We start from the raw sequence: 14,815 nt of genomic DNA on the forward strand, positions 1-14,815 counted from the left end.
ATTATTATTGAAACTAATTGTTTTTTTTTGATATATTCTACTCGGAATTCAGCATTTATTATAAAAAATGGAAGGTTGTGATTGATATCGATCAATTTATTTGAATGCGACACCCTTGAGGAAAAGAAAGAAGGTATGGGGAAGAACTCGATTGGTGAGAAAATTCATTTATAGCGGGAGGAATCGTGAATGTTGATTAACCGGTTACTGAACTCATTAAGAAGACCTGTTATTTTCCCGGTTGTGCTTGCAGTAGGGGCAACAATCGTGCCTCTTAATGCCATGGCTTTGCAAGAGCAGGCAATGACGCAGCCGGATTTGGTAAGCTCCCAGGCAACTATCATGAATTCGCAGTGGATTGAAGTTTACCTGCGTGAGAAAGAGTATAACAGCTCCAATGTATCCAATACCGCTTATTATTCGATCAGCAGCAGCACCGACCCTGATTTTTCATCCGCGATACATTCGGCTGCCGTCCAGAATCGTTACTATCCCGAGGATGCCCCGTATCTGTCTACTACAGACACGCCGCGTCTGAACATGATCTATCGGATCTATTTGCAGATGCCAAGCGGAACGAATTTAAAGGAAGGCCACTCCTACAATGTAACGGTAAATCCTGCTGTGGTTAATGTCCCGGGAATGTCAATCGGCATTAAATCTGATAAGGACGTATACTTCTTCAGACGGAATCAACTGGACGTTGAACGTCACGACCAAGTCCGGCGAAACACAGGTTACCACGGCTAACTTTTGGGCATGGCATGAAGCCGGTACGGATCTGAATGCGGGTGTGTTCGTCTCAGCCGCGGAAGCCGGTAAATCGCTGTCGGATGTATTCAGCAACATTAAGGATACAGCGTCCTGGCCGAATACGCCTTGATCATCATCTCATTTTGATATCCAAATGATTGCGTAATTAAGGCTTTGACCCGGGCTGCGATTTTCGAAAGCAGGCTCGGGTCAAAGCTGTATATGAGGTTGGCTGCGCGAGAAAAACCGCAAAAAAAAGAGCCCGACCGGGCTCGCAAAGCGCAGGAAAACCGTATCATGCAATCAGACAAGCGTCACCAGAATGCCCCTGCTCCTGAGAGTTCGGACGTCTTCCTCGGGCGCCGAATTGTCGGTAATAATATGGCCGATTTTATCGATGCTGCAGACAAATGCGGCAGTAATAACCCCGAATTTGCTGTGATCGGCAACGAGATGCACTTTGTTGGAGTGTTCAATCATGTTTTCCTTGATCCGTGCCGTCGAAAGATAGGCATCGGTAACGCCCTGTTTGATGTCGATACCGGAAGTGCCAATGAAACAAATATTGGCGCGAAACATCGAGATCATTTTTTCGGCGACCGGACCCACAATGCTGTCCATATTCGTCTCGCCAAGCGTCCCTCCGCAAATCACGACGGAAACGTCTTTCTTATCTTTAACGGAATGCAGCTTGTAGGCGATCTCCAGGCTGTTCGTTATAACGGTTATATTGGTCTTGCCTACAAGATGCTCGGCGATTTGCCGATTGGTCGAGCCTGCGTCCATAAAGATGGTATCGCCATCCTTAACCAGCTCTGCTGCAGCCTTGGCGATCCGGATTTTTTCGTTCAGGAAGGGCAGGGGAGATTTTTTTTCGTCCAGACGGCCGTCTTCCGCCTTTTTCTTATAGATCGCCCCTCCATTGATTCGAACGATATCACCGGATTGTTCCAGTATCGTCAAGTCGCGGCGCACGGTTGCAGGTGAAACGCTCAGCTCGCTGCACAGTTCTTCAATGGTTTTGAACGGTTCATGCTTCAAAATCCCGATGATTTCTGTATGTCTGGTTCTTGTTTTCATTTCGTGGCTGCTCCTAATTCAATAAATGGATTTCAAAACGATTGATTGTTACCGAATTTACAACAGATTAATTAAATATACCATTGCCATGATGAAATTCAACTGATTTATGCCGAATCATCGAGGGGAAAATGAAATTTTTGAAAAAATGATTATTTGTGATCAATAAATAAAAATATTTGACTCTTATATATCATAAAATGCATTGACTTTTGATTGGATGTTAACTAATCTAAGGATCATGCGGGGTGAAAATCTTTAGCTCAGACTCGTAACGTCCAGAAAAATACCGACGAAAGTGGTGGAGGCCATGCCGGAATTATTGATATTGGGTACAAGCGCGGGGGTGTCGACGGCCAACCGCCATCATTTCAGCATGGCGATCAAGAAGGACGGCCGGCTGTATGTGATCGATTGCGGCTGCCCGGTGAGCATGCTGCTGAAGAAAATGGGAGAAGATCCGAAAAATATCGAAGCAGTGTTTCTGACGCACTGGCACCCCGATCATGCAAGCGGCCTGCCGATGCTGCTTCAGGATCTGCAGCTGACGCACCGGTCGGAGCATCTGCAGGTTTACGGCCCTGAAGGCACGATCCGCAAAGTGAAATTGCTGCAGAACATATTCATCATCCCTCAGGATATTTATCCTTATCAGCTTGAGGCGGTTGAATATAATGAGGATACGTTATTCGAGCGCGACGGGCTGAAAATCAATTTTTTCAAAACGAAGCATCTCGCTCAGGAAGCCTGGAGAAAAATAGATGATAAGCATGGCAATGAAATTGCTCCAGTCGCATACGGCCTGGTAATTCATATGAACAACAAAAAAATAGTCGTCAGCGGGGATGTATTGTCCTCCCAGGACCTGGTTCATGTCCTGTATGATGCCGATCTGGTCATTCATGAGTTTGGGCATATTCATCCGGAGAAGCTGAATCATTTCCTGAAAGAACAGCAAATTTCCAACCTGCTCATCACCCATATCCATCATGAGTGGGATTTGAAGACGGAAGAGCTGCAGCAAATCGTCGGGGCGGGGCACCCAGGCGAAGTTCAAGTGGCTCATGATCTTATGAGAATCATCCTGTGACGGAGGGGAATTAATGATGACGCACGATGAGCAGACCAAGATTACTTTTTTTGGCACTTCCGGTGCTGTTCCCGAGGTTGGCGGGGACTCGCCGACCTTTCTGATCAACGACAAGTATCTGGTCGATACCGGCTGGTCGGTTATCGACAACCTGCGAAGCAGAGGCCATGACCCGCTGCAGCTGGAATATCTGATTTTCACTCATTTTCATCATGATCACTACATGTCGTTGCCGTCCCTGCTGTTTTATTATCTGATGCGCGGCAGACCGCTGGAAGAGCTCAAAATCATCGGACCGGCGGAAGATTTGCATCTTATCGTAAGACGGGCGATCGATTTTCTGCATGCCGAACGCTATGGCTGGGCCAATCTCTCTCCGGTCTTGATCCCGCTCACGCCTGGAGAAGCCTATGAAGAGGAGAACTTCCGGCTCGATACATGCTCGACGGCTCACCCTGTTCAGGGTTTATGCTATCGCTTCCTGGATAAGAAGAGTGGACGGATGTTCTCTTTTACCGGAGATACGGCGTTCCATCGGCCGATTATCGAACATGTAAGAGGAAGCGCCCTGCTTATTCACGAATCGGCGCTTGGACCCATTGCCGCAAACCCGGATAAAAATGACTACATGCATTCCGGTGCTATCGATGCGGCTGCGATCGCGGAAGAGGCCAAGGTCGGCAAGCTGCTGCTGCTTCATGGATCCGCTCAAATCGCGGAGCCCTGCGTTCAGGCTGCAAAGCAAATTTTTTCTGGAGAAGTGGAGTGGCCGAAGGACGGACAGACGTACATAATTTAATAAGCGATAGGGAGCAGCGTGCCGCGGGGCAGCTGCTTTTTTTTCTGCGTTTGCCCAATTAACGAACAAATACATTGTTCGAGACACTGCAGGTACATGTTGGGATTCCGGCGGAAGCGAAGTCGTTTGTTCCCTCCGTAATTCGAGTCTCCCAATGCGTACGTTCCTCAAGATAGGCGGCATTCTCCACTTGTCGGAGTCGCTTCAGGGGATCATCTTATTCCAGTGCATCATCGACCAAGACTACAAATTTTCCATTGCGCCAGATATAGCGACGGTTCTAACTGCGGAATCCGGTCATTCGGCGTACCAGACTCCGTCTTTAGACGGGGCACCATTCAGTACCTCAGTCTGTTTGCGCTTCCTTATATATCATCTATCATGAAATTAACAAAAAAAAGGATTTCGAATAGAAAGAGTATGCTCTTCTAGACGATTTCAAATAAATAAGTCAATCAAGGTGAAACGGCTGTCGCCGTCTTTTGGCGGCGGGGCGCGTTTCATTCCGGTGAAATATAAGCAAAGTATAGGCCGGAATTTATACTTTCTTAATATTTTAAAATAAGAATGAGGGAAGGTTGGTATTCATGTTACTACGTTTACGCAAATCCTCACTGCAGACTGCCTGGATGATGTGGGAAAGAGGGTTCGAATGGATTTCAAATTTCCGCAGCTCACATACATCGCACTTTGGAATTTGCAAAGTAATGATTAAGAAGCATCACGGAGAGAGTATCGTATGTGCGGACTCCACCATCATCCATAAAGGAAATTGGGTTGGGGAACTCCATCTCAATAATAAAGCGATCCTGACTCTGATCAAATCCGAAGGCTCGGACCGCGCGGCGCTCATGACGGCCCGGCTTGCACGGAAATCCATGCAGCAAATTAGTGATGCGTTTGCAAGTCAGCCGGAGTTTAATGAAGTTAAAGCGTTAATCGGAATTACGCTTCTTCACCGTGGTTTGACACATGGTCTTGGTTTTGAACAACAACCCATGAAATCCGATTTGTTCCAAAGAATCACAACCGTCTATCTTCGATTATTGTTATCCGTTATGCACCCTGAGGGCAAGAAGCGGATTGGCCGAAAGACCGAACAACTGATACCGATGATGCTGATTCATTCCCGCGCATCGCTCAAGAACCGATTTGCGGCGGTGAAGAGGTTGCCCATTCAAGATGAGACAGGTTTACCCGAAGCGAGCTCCTGTTAATTTGATTACAACGATAGACACTAAAAGTATGGTGAATATATTGCCGTAGGCAACCTATTTTCATCACGCTTCTGATACGAGGGCGGGGATAAGCATCATGGATAAAATCATGGACTTTTTACAGAATTTCGGAGCGACGGGACTTTTCATTCATGCCATGCTGGATGCGATTATTTTTCCAATACCGGCGTTCTTCCTTCAACTTTCTCTAAGCGCCATGCAGCCGGAATCGGCTTTATGGCTCGCTACCCTTGGTTTTGCCGGAAGCCTGCTTGGAACGCCAATCGGTTATGGGATCGGCAAAGTGTCGGGAAAGCATGTTCTGGGCAGGGTGATGAAGAAAAAATGGCTGGACTCGGCAACCGAATTATTTTCCCGCCGTGGCGAGGCTGCAATCTTGATCGGATCTTTTACTCCGATCCCGTTTAAAATATTTACGATTTTATCGGGATGCATGAATTATCCGTTATGGAAGCTGCTCAGTTATGCAGCGATTGGACGGTCAGTGAAGTTTTATGCAGTCGGGTTTCTTTTCTATATGTATGGCCGCGCGGCAGAGCACATGGTTGATCGCGTTCTCACGATCACGCTGGTGGCAGTTGGAATACTCATAGCGGCAGGATGGTTCTTGATACGGAAGCTGCGTGAGCGGAGGAAGATGAATGACGAGAACCAACTGATCGATAAAGCAGGGGACGGAGGCGGGAAACAGCATGCAGTGGATAAGGCGGTTTGATCAAACGATGTTCTTCTGGTGCAACCAGCGGCTAAGCAGTCGGGCCCTGGATCGGTTGTTCGGATGGATTACCCATTTGGGCGGAGCTTTGTTTACAATTATTTGCGCAGTTTCCCTGGCATGGTTCGCTGCGGGTGAGTTCAACGGAGCCGGGCTGCAAAGTTTGATTGCCTTGGCCGTTAGCCATATAGTTGCCGTCCTTATTAAGAAAAAGGTGCGCAGAGCCCGGCCTTTTCGCAAGCTGGAACATGTGAAGGTAGGCAAATTCCCGCTCAAGGACTATTCCTTTCCATCCGGCCATACAACCGCCATTTTCGCTCTTGTTACACCTTTTATACTGGCTTCATCGCCTGCGGTTATGCTTGTCTTAATTGGTCTGGCTTTGTTAGTTGCAATATCCCGGGTTTATTGGGGCTATCATTACCCGATTGATTGTGTGGCAGGAGGGCTGGTCGGGTTTATAACCGCGCTGCTGGTTGCCTGGTTCATGAATAGTTGAAATTTCATGAAGCAGTAGATTTTTGACGAATACCGCGATGGCGGCGCAGATGTATTGATCACCAAGCCGGGCAAACTCACTACATCAATTTTGAATATGCAGCGCAATATTCTGGAAGAAAGACGCTTTCCTTCTTGCAGCAATGTGCTAAAGCTTATACAACTTCGTTCGTCTGGATGATAGGGCTTGACGAATGAAAGAGGTGACCGCAATGAGACAGGAACACCATATTTTAATTTTAACGGCCGATTACGGCGAAGGCCACCATCAAGTGTCCAAGGTACTGAAGCAAAGCTTTGTGCACCATGGTTATAACCAGGTGGAGATTATCGACTTGTTCCGGGAAGCTTATCCTGTGCTGAACAAGCTCATCCGTTGTCTGTACCGGCAAAGCCAGTATGCAGCCAGCCTTGGAATTCCATATTACGGATGGTCCTACTATTTGACCAACCGCCTTCCCCTCAAAGGAAGGATCGCTACCTGGATGAACAGTCTTGGCGGCGTTAGGCTCATGAAGATCATTCTCCAGTACAAACCGGATGTGATCATCTATACATTCCCATTCGGCAGTTTGCCAATCAGGGACGATGTATCCGCAATCCGTCCCCGGACAGCTGTTGTCATCACGGACTTTGACGTTCACCTCAGATGGCTGTTCTCCAGGCCGGACCATTATTTTGTCGCTGCCAGCGACGTGAAAGAGAGGCTGGTCAGGCAGGGCGTCCCTGAGAGCTATATTGCCGTTACTGGAATTCCGGTCCGGGAATCGTTCCACGATGCGGGAGATATCGGTTCCGGCAAAGCAACAGACGAGAATGTCATTCTGCTCATGGCTAATGTTTGCGGCACATTGCGTTCGCTCATGAAGCTGATCGGGAAGCTGCTATTCTTGTCAAACGTCCGCATTCAAGTTATTTGCGGCCGACAGGAGGGTTGGCGACGGAAGCTTGCGGAAGTTTGGGCGGATGATGCAAGAGTATGTGTATTCGGTTTTACCGATCAATTGCATGTGCTGATGAAGAGCGCATGCTGCATCGTCACGAAAGCTGGTGGCGTTACACTATCCGAGACGATTCAGTCTGGGGTCCCGATCTTTATATTAAAGCCTTTTCTGGGGCAGGAGAAGGAAAATGCCCTTTATTTGCAGCGCAGAGGAGCGGCAGTCGTATCCTTTACGATTCACGATTTGATCTTGCAGATCCAAACGATGATTTCCTCTGAGTCCATGAAACAGTCCATGAGGAATGGGCTGCTCTCGGCAAAACAGGATGCGGCTGCGGACCACATTGTCAGGCATTTGTTTCCCGAGGCAAGCTCATTAAGAAGGAGTGGAATATGATGAGCGGGAGGAGCGCGTTCAAGCTTTCTACTCTGACGCTGTTCACGGTTCTTTTCTGCACAGAATTTGTTCGAAGCGCTTTCTTGTTCTCGTTCCTGCCCAATTTTGCAGTCAATCAGTCGGGGCATACCGTTGCTTTGGTCGGTCTCGCCGTCTCGCTTCATTATGCAGCAGATACGTTGATTAAGGCGATTGCAGGATATTTGCTAGACAGGTTTTCGCTGCGTTGGCTGCTGCCCGCTACTTTTGTCCTGATGCTGACGGGGCTAGCTGCCGTGTTCTTCAGTCCGCATGTCTGGTGGCTCGTTGCCGGGTCCGTTATGCTTGGAATGGGGGCGTCGCCCATCTGGCTTATTTGCATGGAAAAAATCCGAATGACGGAGCGCGCGGCCCAGATGGGGGCGATCTACACGATTTGGCTTGCCTGTATGGGACTGGGTCCGGTCACGATCAATCTCACATTCGATTATGGCTTCGAACCGGCGTTCCGGCTGATGCTTGCGCTTCTCGCCGTCGGCTGTATCGCATCGTTTGCGATTAACCGAGCAACCCCGTTACACCTCCTGAACGTCAGCTTTGCCGATCAGGCAGCAGGACTGCGTAAGAAGCTCGTTCTGTTGAAATGGCTGCTGCCTGGCATGATCCTTCAGATGACCGCTGCGGGACTGCTGCTTCCGATAATACCCGGCTTTGCCGCTAACCATCTCGGTTTAAGCCAGCCGCAATATTCTCTCATGCTGATGCTTGGCGGAGCCGGCGCGATGCTGTTTCTCGTTCCCATGGGGAAACTGGCCGATCGATGGGGACATAAGCAAATGCTGGTCTCCGGCTTCGTATCGCTTACGGCCATATTGGTTTTACTTGCCGTATCCATGCCGCCGCCTGCGTTAACGATGCTGCTTGCATTTATGTTGGGCTTGTCTTATTCAGCTGTGCTTCCGGCCTGGAATGCGGTGCTGTCGTACCTTGTCCCGGATGATCAGAAAGGTACAGGGTGGGGAGTTCTTTCCGGGATTGAAGGGCTCGGCATTATGATCGGCCCGGTCATCGGGGGATGGGTGGCCAGTCAGTATACGAATGCCGCCGCCATCAGCATTAGCGCTGCTTTGCTCGCTATTCTTGCACTCTTTTATTTGATTTTACCGCAAAACAAGCTTGTCTCGGCTTGCGGGACTTCGCAGCATAAGAAGGAGAACTCTCATGAGCCTGATCGGGGTAGTTGAACAGTTGTTTGGGCAGTATGGATATCTGGTCCTGCTCCTTGGCCTGCCGTTGGATTTTATCGCGCTTCCCATCCCGCCGGGAAACAGCACCTTAACCTATACCGGTTTCTTATCTTATAAAGGAGTGCTGCAGGGGGGGCCGGCTATTGCGATGGCTTTGGCTGGATCGATTATAGGGGTCACCATCACGTACATGATCGGGTACAAGGCAGGTATGCCTCTAATCGAGCGTTACGGAAGATGGCTTTTTCTCAAGCCGGAGCTTGTCGAGAGGACGCGACGCTACTATGACAAATATGGGGACCGATTGCTGCTGGTCAGTTTCTTCATTCCCGGAGTCCGGCAGTTTGTTGGATATTTTATCGGCATTATACGGGTGCCATATCGCAAAGTATGGATATATGGATATACCGGAGACGCTCTTTGGGTCATTGTGTTTTTTTCAATCGGCTACTTCTTTGGGGATCAGTGGGGATATATATTTCGTATCGTTGAACACTATTTAAAGGTCATTTTTATCGGATTGGCTGCCCTTGCGGTTGCGCTGTTGTTGATCAGGTATCGCATTATGAGGGGCAAACGCAAAAAAGACAAAAAAAGAAGCAGAGCGGGGGACCATTATCGGAGCGAATGACTGGTTTTTAGCGTTCGCATGACGTCACTTCCGCTCCCGCTACGAGTGCGCCAAACGCTGGCTTCGACCTCAACTGAATTCAAATGTACTTATCATTACTTAGTTATATTAAGTAATTGACTTACTAATTATACAATACTACAATTAAGTAAGTTCATGGACAGAAATAGTTTAAACCATACTTTACCGGATGAGTGTATGAAAATAAATACACTCATTATCGCGGTTCACCCGCTGCGGCGGTCAACGCTGGGAACTTGAAAAAAACATCGTGACCGATCAAAATATAGATAGCGGTTGTTGGACATTAGTCTGCTTACAAAGCTGCCGGTATGAATGGAACATTGATTAGGAGGTATTGTAAGTGGAGATTGGGATCAGCACTTTTGTAGAAACAACGCCGGACGTGGAGACCGGAGAGGTGATCAGCCACGCGCAGCGATTGCGTGAAGTCGTGGAGGAAATTGTACTCGCCGATCAGGTCGGGCTGGATGTATTTGGCGTGGGCGAGCATCACCGCAAGGATTATGCCGCGTCTTCTCCTGCCATCGTACTGGCTGCGGCTGCGCCGCAAACCAGACGGATACGGCTGACCAGTGCGGTCACCGTGCTTTCTTCGGCAGATCCGGTGCGCGTGTTTCAGGATTTTGCCACACTTGACGGAATCTCGAATGGACGGGCAGAGATTATGGCTGGCAGAGGTTCTTTTATCGAATCCTTCCCGCTGTTCGGATATGATTTGGATCATTACGATGAACTGTTTGATGAGAAGCTGGAGTTACTATTAAAGATACGGGAATCTGAGAAAGTTACCTGGAAAGGCGGGCATCGGCCGGCCATTCAGAATCTGGGCGTCTATCCGCGGCCCGTTCAGAATCCATTGCCAGTATGGATTGGCAGCGGGGGTAATTCGGAATCGGTGATACGCGCAGGGCTGCTTGGGCTTCCCCTCGTTCTGGCTATCATTGGAGGCAGCCCCGTACAATTTGCGCCGCTTGTGGAGCTTTATAAGAAGGCGGCTGCGCACGCAGGCCACGACGCATCGCTGCTGCCGGTCGCGTCACACTCGCATGGATTCATTGCGGAGAGTACCGAGCTTGCGGCAGACCAATTTTTTCCTTCCACCCGGCAGACGATGAACGCACTGGGGAAGGAGCGCGGATGGGGACCATACGACCGCTCAAGCTTCGATTCCGCACGCAGCTTCGAAGGGGCGCTGTACGTAGGCGATCCGGAGACGGTAGCCCGTAAAATCATTCATCTTCGCAAGCAGGTGGGCGTAACCCGCTTCCTGCTGCATGTGCCGGTTGGCACCATGCCGCATGAGCAAGTCATGAGAGCCATAGAGCTGTTGGGAACCAAGGTCGCGCCTCTGGTTCGCGAAGAGATAGCAAGATGGGAAGCCGGGGAAGAGGCGAAGCAGTAATTTCTAGGCCTTAATTGGCCCCAGGGACCATGCTCCGCAAGAGAAAAGCACCTTCAAAACCACTATTATGGTGGAGTTGAGGGTGCTTTTCGTAATAAGTGATGTGCGGTTGGGGGAATTGAAGCAGTCTCAGGATGATGACGATCTGAGTTATGACATCATTTTCCTTCCTCTATGCAAGCCGCGTGATAACAAGATGTGCAGAGACTGGCCTTGTTCCTCCAGCCAGAGGCGTGATGGTCAATGCCGCTGCATTGCCGGCAGGATTTCGTACAGTAAGGATCGAGTTGATGGAAGTTGTTTGCACGAGAGCCAGCCCCACGATTTGAGAAGTGCCTGTTGCCCGCCCGACCACCGTGTAGGCCAGATCCGCGCCATTGAGTGTCAGAATAAGTTGGCCTGCTTCGCTGACACTCACTTGAAACAGCACCTGATAAGTACCAATCGCAGATAGGCTAAATGTACTTGGACCCGTACGGACAATTGCAGCCCCGCTTGTAGGCCCATTTTGCGGAAAACTTACATCTGTGCCTGGAGCAACCGTTGCTGCATTATCGGGAGGCATTAACGCGAAAAAATCTGCAAACCCCAATACGCCTCCGGCAGCTCCGGTAGCTCCCGTTGCGCCTGCCGGTCCGGCAGCGCCTTGAGGGCCCGGCGGCCCGGTCGGACAAGGGGGACATATGCCTTGTGGACCCGGAGGGCCCTGTGGACCTTGAGGGCCAGGAGGACCCGGGGGACCTGGTAATCTTCCCATTTGAGCATGCACTCTCCTTTAACGAATAGAATTTAAAGCTCTTTTTTGATTCAGAATAAGTTTATTCCCGATCGCGATGCTTCATGTGCGAATTGTAGCCTGGAACGGCTTTATAAATTAGATTTCGAAGCTATACGGAGGCTGGCGAGCCGTATTATCAGCATTGTGGTAAACTGAAATTACGTGTCTTGTCAGTTGAGCGATTAGGAAACAGGAGGATGAAAGCATGAAAATCTTGATTACCGGAGCTTCCGGCAGTGTAGCCTCCGGCGTAACCGGGCAATTGGACCGGAAGCATGAAATCACCTTGTCCGATGTTGTTGCCGTTGACACGCCGCTCCCTTTCCACCGGGCTGATGTCCGTCAGATCGGCGCATTGGATCAAGCCTCTGAAGGAATGGACGTCATCATTCATACCCCTGCCTTTCATGGCATCCATATGGGCAAGCACTCCGAGCAGGAGTTCTATGATCTGAATATTACGGGCACGTTCCAAATGTTCCAATCGGCTGTCCGCAATAAAGTCCGGCGAGTCGTATGGCTTTCGAGCATGTCCTTCTACGGGGACGATTTCTATGCCTACACCAAAAAAATCGGCGAACAGCTATGCCGGTTCTTTCATGAATCCCATGGCATTGAAGTTATCATGCTGCGTCCTGCAGACTTCACGCCTTATCCGGATATCCGGCATTATGGCGAACGATTGCTGCATGGCGGCGTTGATCGCCGGGATGTGATCGGGGCTGTTGCCTTGGCCGTGGAGGGTACGGCAGCTTTCGGCGCATACCGCATTGTCCGTGAGGATCGTTTTACCAAGGATGATGTGGAAGCCTATCCGGAATCTCCGTTGAATGTGTGGGACAGGCTTTACCCCGGCGCCAAAAAGATCATTGAAGCTTACCATTTACAGCTGCCATCCGAGATCCGGATTCCCGATTTGTCCAAGGAAAAACAGGAACTGGGCTACTCGCCGAAATATAATTTTGGCACTTTCATGCAGGAATACATAAGAGATGGTGTGATTGCCCCATAGGTGACAGCATCTGCCGAAGCTGCAAGAGATTAATAGACAACCAGATGGCTGCCGATGATTGTTTCCGGCGGCCTTTGTTGTACCGGAATCCAATATATCACTTGAGGGAGTGAAAAATTTGGAGGTCAAATATCAGATCGAAGACAGCGTTCTTATGATTCACCTGAATAAAGAGTACGGCATTGAAATTAAAAGGATCGATTTTATTCCCGCAGGGGATTCGGCATTCTCGTACGGGATCAGCTGTGCGGACGGACAACGGTATTATATGAAACTGTTTGATCATCATCATGACCGGCAAAAGGCAGGTATAGATCGGCTGGATAACTATCTGCCGCTGACTTGGCGCATGTATGAAGAGAAGCTTTTCACCAATCTTACTTATCCGATCCTAACATTAAACGGTGATTTTAAAACAACGCTGTCCAATGTTACGGTGGTATTGTTTAATTTCATCGAGGGGGAGACATTGGCTGAGTCTTATCCATTCTCGAATGATATTCTTGAGGATATCGCGGAGTCATTGGCAGCCATTCACCGGATTACGCCTTACATCGACCCTTCCATGCTGTTGACCGAAACATTTGATATTTCCTTCGCGCCTGAACTTGAGAAGTGTCTCGCAGCGCTTGAAAGCATCCAAATCGCAGACAGCTCTATGAAGCGGGAAACAAGAGCGCAGGTCTTGCCCAGGAAAGAGCAAATTCTTGCCTTGTTGAAGCTCGTTCGTGAACTTCGGGGCATGGCAGTATCGGAGACCAAAGCAATGGTGTTATGCCACGGTGACATTTGGGGAGGCAATTTGATCCGTCATGATAACGGGCTTTATTTTCTGGATTGGGAATCCGCCATCCTGGCCCCGCCGGAATTGGATCTGATTGGTTACATTGGTGAGGGGTTCGATGTTTTCCTGGCCGCTTATGAACAGCATCTCGGTCAACAGGTGACAGTAGACCTTGACTTATTACGTTTCTACTCCTACCGCCATCATCTCCGGAATTTGGCCCACTGGTTAATGAATATCCTCTATCGAAATACGGAAGAAGCCCAGAATGAGAATGATTTGGAAATGATTGTGCATCATTGTATGGACCGATGGGATAGCATTGAAACCAGGGTTCGTGCTGTGGATGTTAGGTTGAGAGCAAGGGGGCAGTGGTCGAAGCATCCTGGTAATCCATGATAGATATCTATGAAATTATGGTATCAGCCTGCCTGATCATGGTATAACAAGTAGGGATGGAAGAATATGTGCGGCGGAGGAGAATGCGAGATGTCGGTACCCTTATTGTTTGGTCCATATGGAAGCGGGCAGCTGCCTGCCAACATTAAAGATTATGGTGTCAACGCCAGATGGTTTCACGGGTTTAACGAAGAATCCTTCGCAGCCTGTGCGGAGCAAAAATTGGAAGCCTGCGTAGAATTCAAAACGTTTCGCGCCGATTTTGAAGAGCATCCCAAGCTCATACCTATCGGGGCAGACGGAAAACCCATCCGATACGGCCGGTTGGTACAGGGAATCTGTTTATCGCAAAAGGACTATTTGGCCGAAATCGAAGAGCAGCTGCTGGCTGGCATGAAGCAATTTAAACCAAGAGGTATATGGCTCGATTACCTGACCTATGCAGGCTGGTTCGAAACATCCCATCCCGATCTGCAGGAAAGCTGCTTTTGCCGGGACTGTATTGCCGATTTCTGTCATTTTGCAGATGTTGACGTCCGTACACCGAAAGAAATATTGACCGGCTATCCGGAGGAATGGAAGAATTATAAATGCCGTAAGATTGCCGGCATGGCGCTTCATTATTCAAAACTGATCAAGGCCGTTAATCCGGATTGCATAGTGGGTGCGTATATGTGTCCATGGACTCCTGATGAATTCAATGGCGCCTTGACCAGAATATTCGCCCAGCATTATGAATGGCTGGCAGAAGCTATTGATGTGTATACCCCGCTTATTTATTGTTCAAAAAGCGGCCGCAGCCCGGGCTGGGGGCGCTGGTGGCTCGAGCAGTCGGCCGGATTCGTCCCGGCGCAGCGCAAGGTTCAGCTGATTCTGGATGCCTTGGATTATCCAGAGAGCCTGACGGATGCTGCAGCTTCGGATGTGCCATCATGGGGTATTCAGCTGTTTGCAGGAGCACCGGTGTTTCATGATCCGGACAAAGCGCTCACGTTCAAGCGTTCGGTTGAGGCTATTTCGGAAGCTTCGCAAAAATGAGGAGGTTT

At 49.3% G+C, this 14,815-nt stretch carries 15 protein-coding genes; 13 read left to right on the forward strand and 2 right to left on the reverse strand.

Annotated elements, in window-relative coordinates; genetic code table 11:
• Positions 1 to 189: 189 nt before the first annotated feature.
• Positions 190 to 750, forward strand: coding sequence for a hypothetical protein (locus tag AC0YNV_RS05000; RefSeq protein ID WP_475766348.1), 561 nt, complete (start codon positions 190 to 192; stop codon positions 748 to 750).
• Positions 751 to 1,056: 306 nt separating this feature from the next.
• Here AC0YNV_RS05000 and AC0YNV_RS05005 read toward each other — a convergent pair whose 3' ends face one another.
• Entirely contained in the window at positions 1,057 to 1,833 is a 777-nt protein-coding gene (locus AC0YNV_RS05005; protein WP_475766350.1) for a DeoR/GlpR family DNA-binding transcription regulator, read from the reverse strand.
• Between the two features lie 310 nt (positions 1,834 to 2,143).
• Between AC0YNV_RS05005 and AC0YNV_RS05010 the strand changes: the two genes are divergently transcribed.
• The 9 genes from AC0YNV_RS05010 to AC0YNV_RS05050 all read left to right on the forward strand — a co-directional run bounded on the left by AC0YNV_RS05010 (position 2,144) and on the right by AC0YNV_RS05050 (position 10,796).
• Positions 2,144 to 2,923 (forward strand): MBL fold metallo-hydrolase, encoded by a 780-nt coding sequence (locus tag AC0YNV_RS05010; protein WP_475766351.1) that lies wholly within the window; start codon positions 2,144 to 2,146, stop codon positions 2,921 to 2,923.
• A 13-nt stretch (positions 2,924 to 2,936) separates the two neighbouring features.
• Complete coding sequence (locus AC0YNV_RS05015; protein WP_475766353.1) at positions 2,937 to 3,722, forward strand: MBL fold metallo-hydrolase; 786 nt, start codon at positions 2,937 to 2,939, stop codon at positions 3,720 to 3,722.
• A 587-nt stretch (positions 3,723 to 4,309) separates the two neighbouring features.
• Positions 4,310 to 4,939, forward strand: coding sequence for a YkoP family protein (locus AC0YNV_RS05020; protein ID WP_210046448.1), 630 nt, complete (start codon positions 4,310 to 4,312; stop codon positions 4,937 to 4,939).
• A gap of 109 nt (positions 4,940 to 5,048) precedes the next feature.
• Positions 5,049 to 5,675, forward strand: coding sequence for a YqaA family protein (locus AC0YNV_RS05025; protein ID WP_210046473.1), 627 nt, complete (start codon positions 5,049 to 5,051; stop codon positions 5,673 to 5,675).
• Complete coding sequence (locus AC0YNV_RS05030) at positions 5,653 to 6,174, forward strand: phosphatase PAP2 family protein (protein WP_210046447.1); 522 nt, start codon at positions 5,653 to 5,655, stop codon at positions 6,172 to 6,174. The genes AC0YNV_RS05025 and AC0YNV_RS05030 overlap by 23 nt, the downstream gene beginning before the upstream one ends.
• Before the next feature lie 211 nt (positions 6,175 to 6,385).
• Complete coding sequence (locus AC0YNV_RS05035) at positions 6,386 to 7,513, forward strand: MGDG synthase family glycosyltransferase (RefSeq protein ID WP_475766355.1); 1,128 nt, start codon at positions 6,386 to 6,388, stop codon at positions 7,511 to 7,513.
• Positions 7,510 to 8,736: an MFS transporter gene (locus AC0YNV_RS05040; protein ID WP_475766356.1), complete on the forward strand. Its 1,227-nt coding sequence runs from the start codon at positions 7,510 to 7,512 to the stop codon at positions 8,734 to 8,736. The genes AC0YNV_RS05035 and AC0YNV_RS05040 overlap by 4 nt, the downstream gene beginning before the upstream one ends.
• Positions 8,714 to 9,370, forward strand: coding sequence for a DedA family protein (locus tag AC0YNV_RS05045; protein WP_475766358.1), 657 nt, complete (start codon positions 8,714 to 8,716; stop codon positions 9,368 to 9,370). Before AC0YNV_RS05040 ends, AC0YNV_RS05045 begins: the two co-directional genes overlap by 23 nt.
• Before the next feature lie 364 nt (positions 9,371 to 9,734).
• Entirely contained in the window at positions 9,735 to 10,796 is a 1,062-nt protein-coding gene (locus AC0YNV_RS05050; protein WP_475766360.1) for an LLM class flavin-dependent oxidoreductase, read from the forward strand.
• 172 nt (positions 10,797 to 10,968) lie between these two features.
• On the opposite strand, the gene AC0YNV_RS05055 is transcribed toward AC0YNV_RS05050, so the two are convergent.
• The gene (locus AC0YNV_RS05055) at positions 10,969 to 11,553 is read right to left on the reverse strand and encodes a collagen-like protein (RefSeq protein ID WP_475766362.1); all 585 of its coding nucleotides are present in this window, start codon (positions 11,551 to 11,553) and stop codon (positions 10,969 to 10,971) included.
• Positions 11,554 to 11,779: 226 nt separating this feature from the next.
• On the opposite strand from AC0YNV_RS05055, the gene AC0YNV_RS05060 reads away from it, so the two are divergent.
• From AC0YNV_RS05060 to AC0YNV_RS05070, 3 genes are all read left to right on the forward strand, one after another.
• A complete protein-coding gene (locus AC0YNV_RS05060) occupies positions 11,780 to 12,586 on the forward strand; it encodes an NAD-dependent epimerase/dehydratase family protein (protein ID WP_475766364.1) in 807 nt (268 codons plus the stop codon).
• A gap of 118 nt (positions 12,587 to 12,704) precedes the next feature.
• Entirely contained in the window at positions 12,705 to 13,769 is a 1,065-nt protein-coding gene (locus AC0YNV_RS05065; protein WP_475766366.1) for a phosphotransferase family protein, read from the forward strand.
• 90 nt (positions 13,770 to 13,859) lie between these two features.
• Positions 13,860 to 14,807 (forward strand): hypothetical protein, encoded by a 948-nt coding sequence (locus tag AC0YNV_RS05070; protein WP_475766367.1) that lies wholly within the window; start codon positions 13,860 to 13,862, stop codon positions 14,805 to 14,807.
• Positions 14,808 to 14,815: the final 8 nt, after the last annotated feature.

It is taken from the genome of Paenibacillus sp. JT31N11 (genome assembly GCF_056269285.1).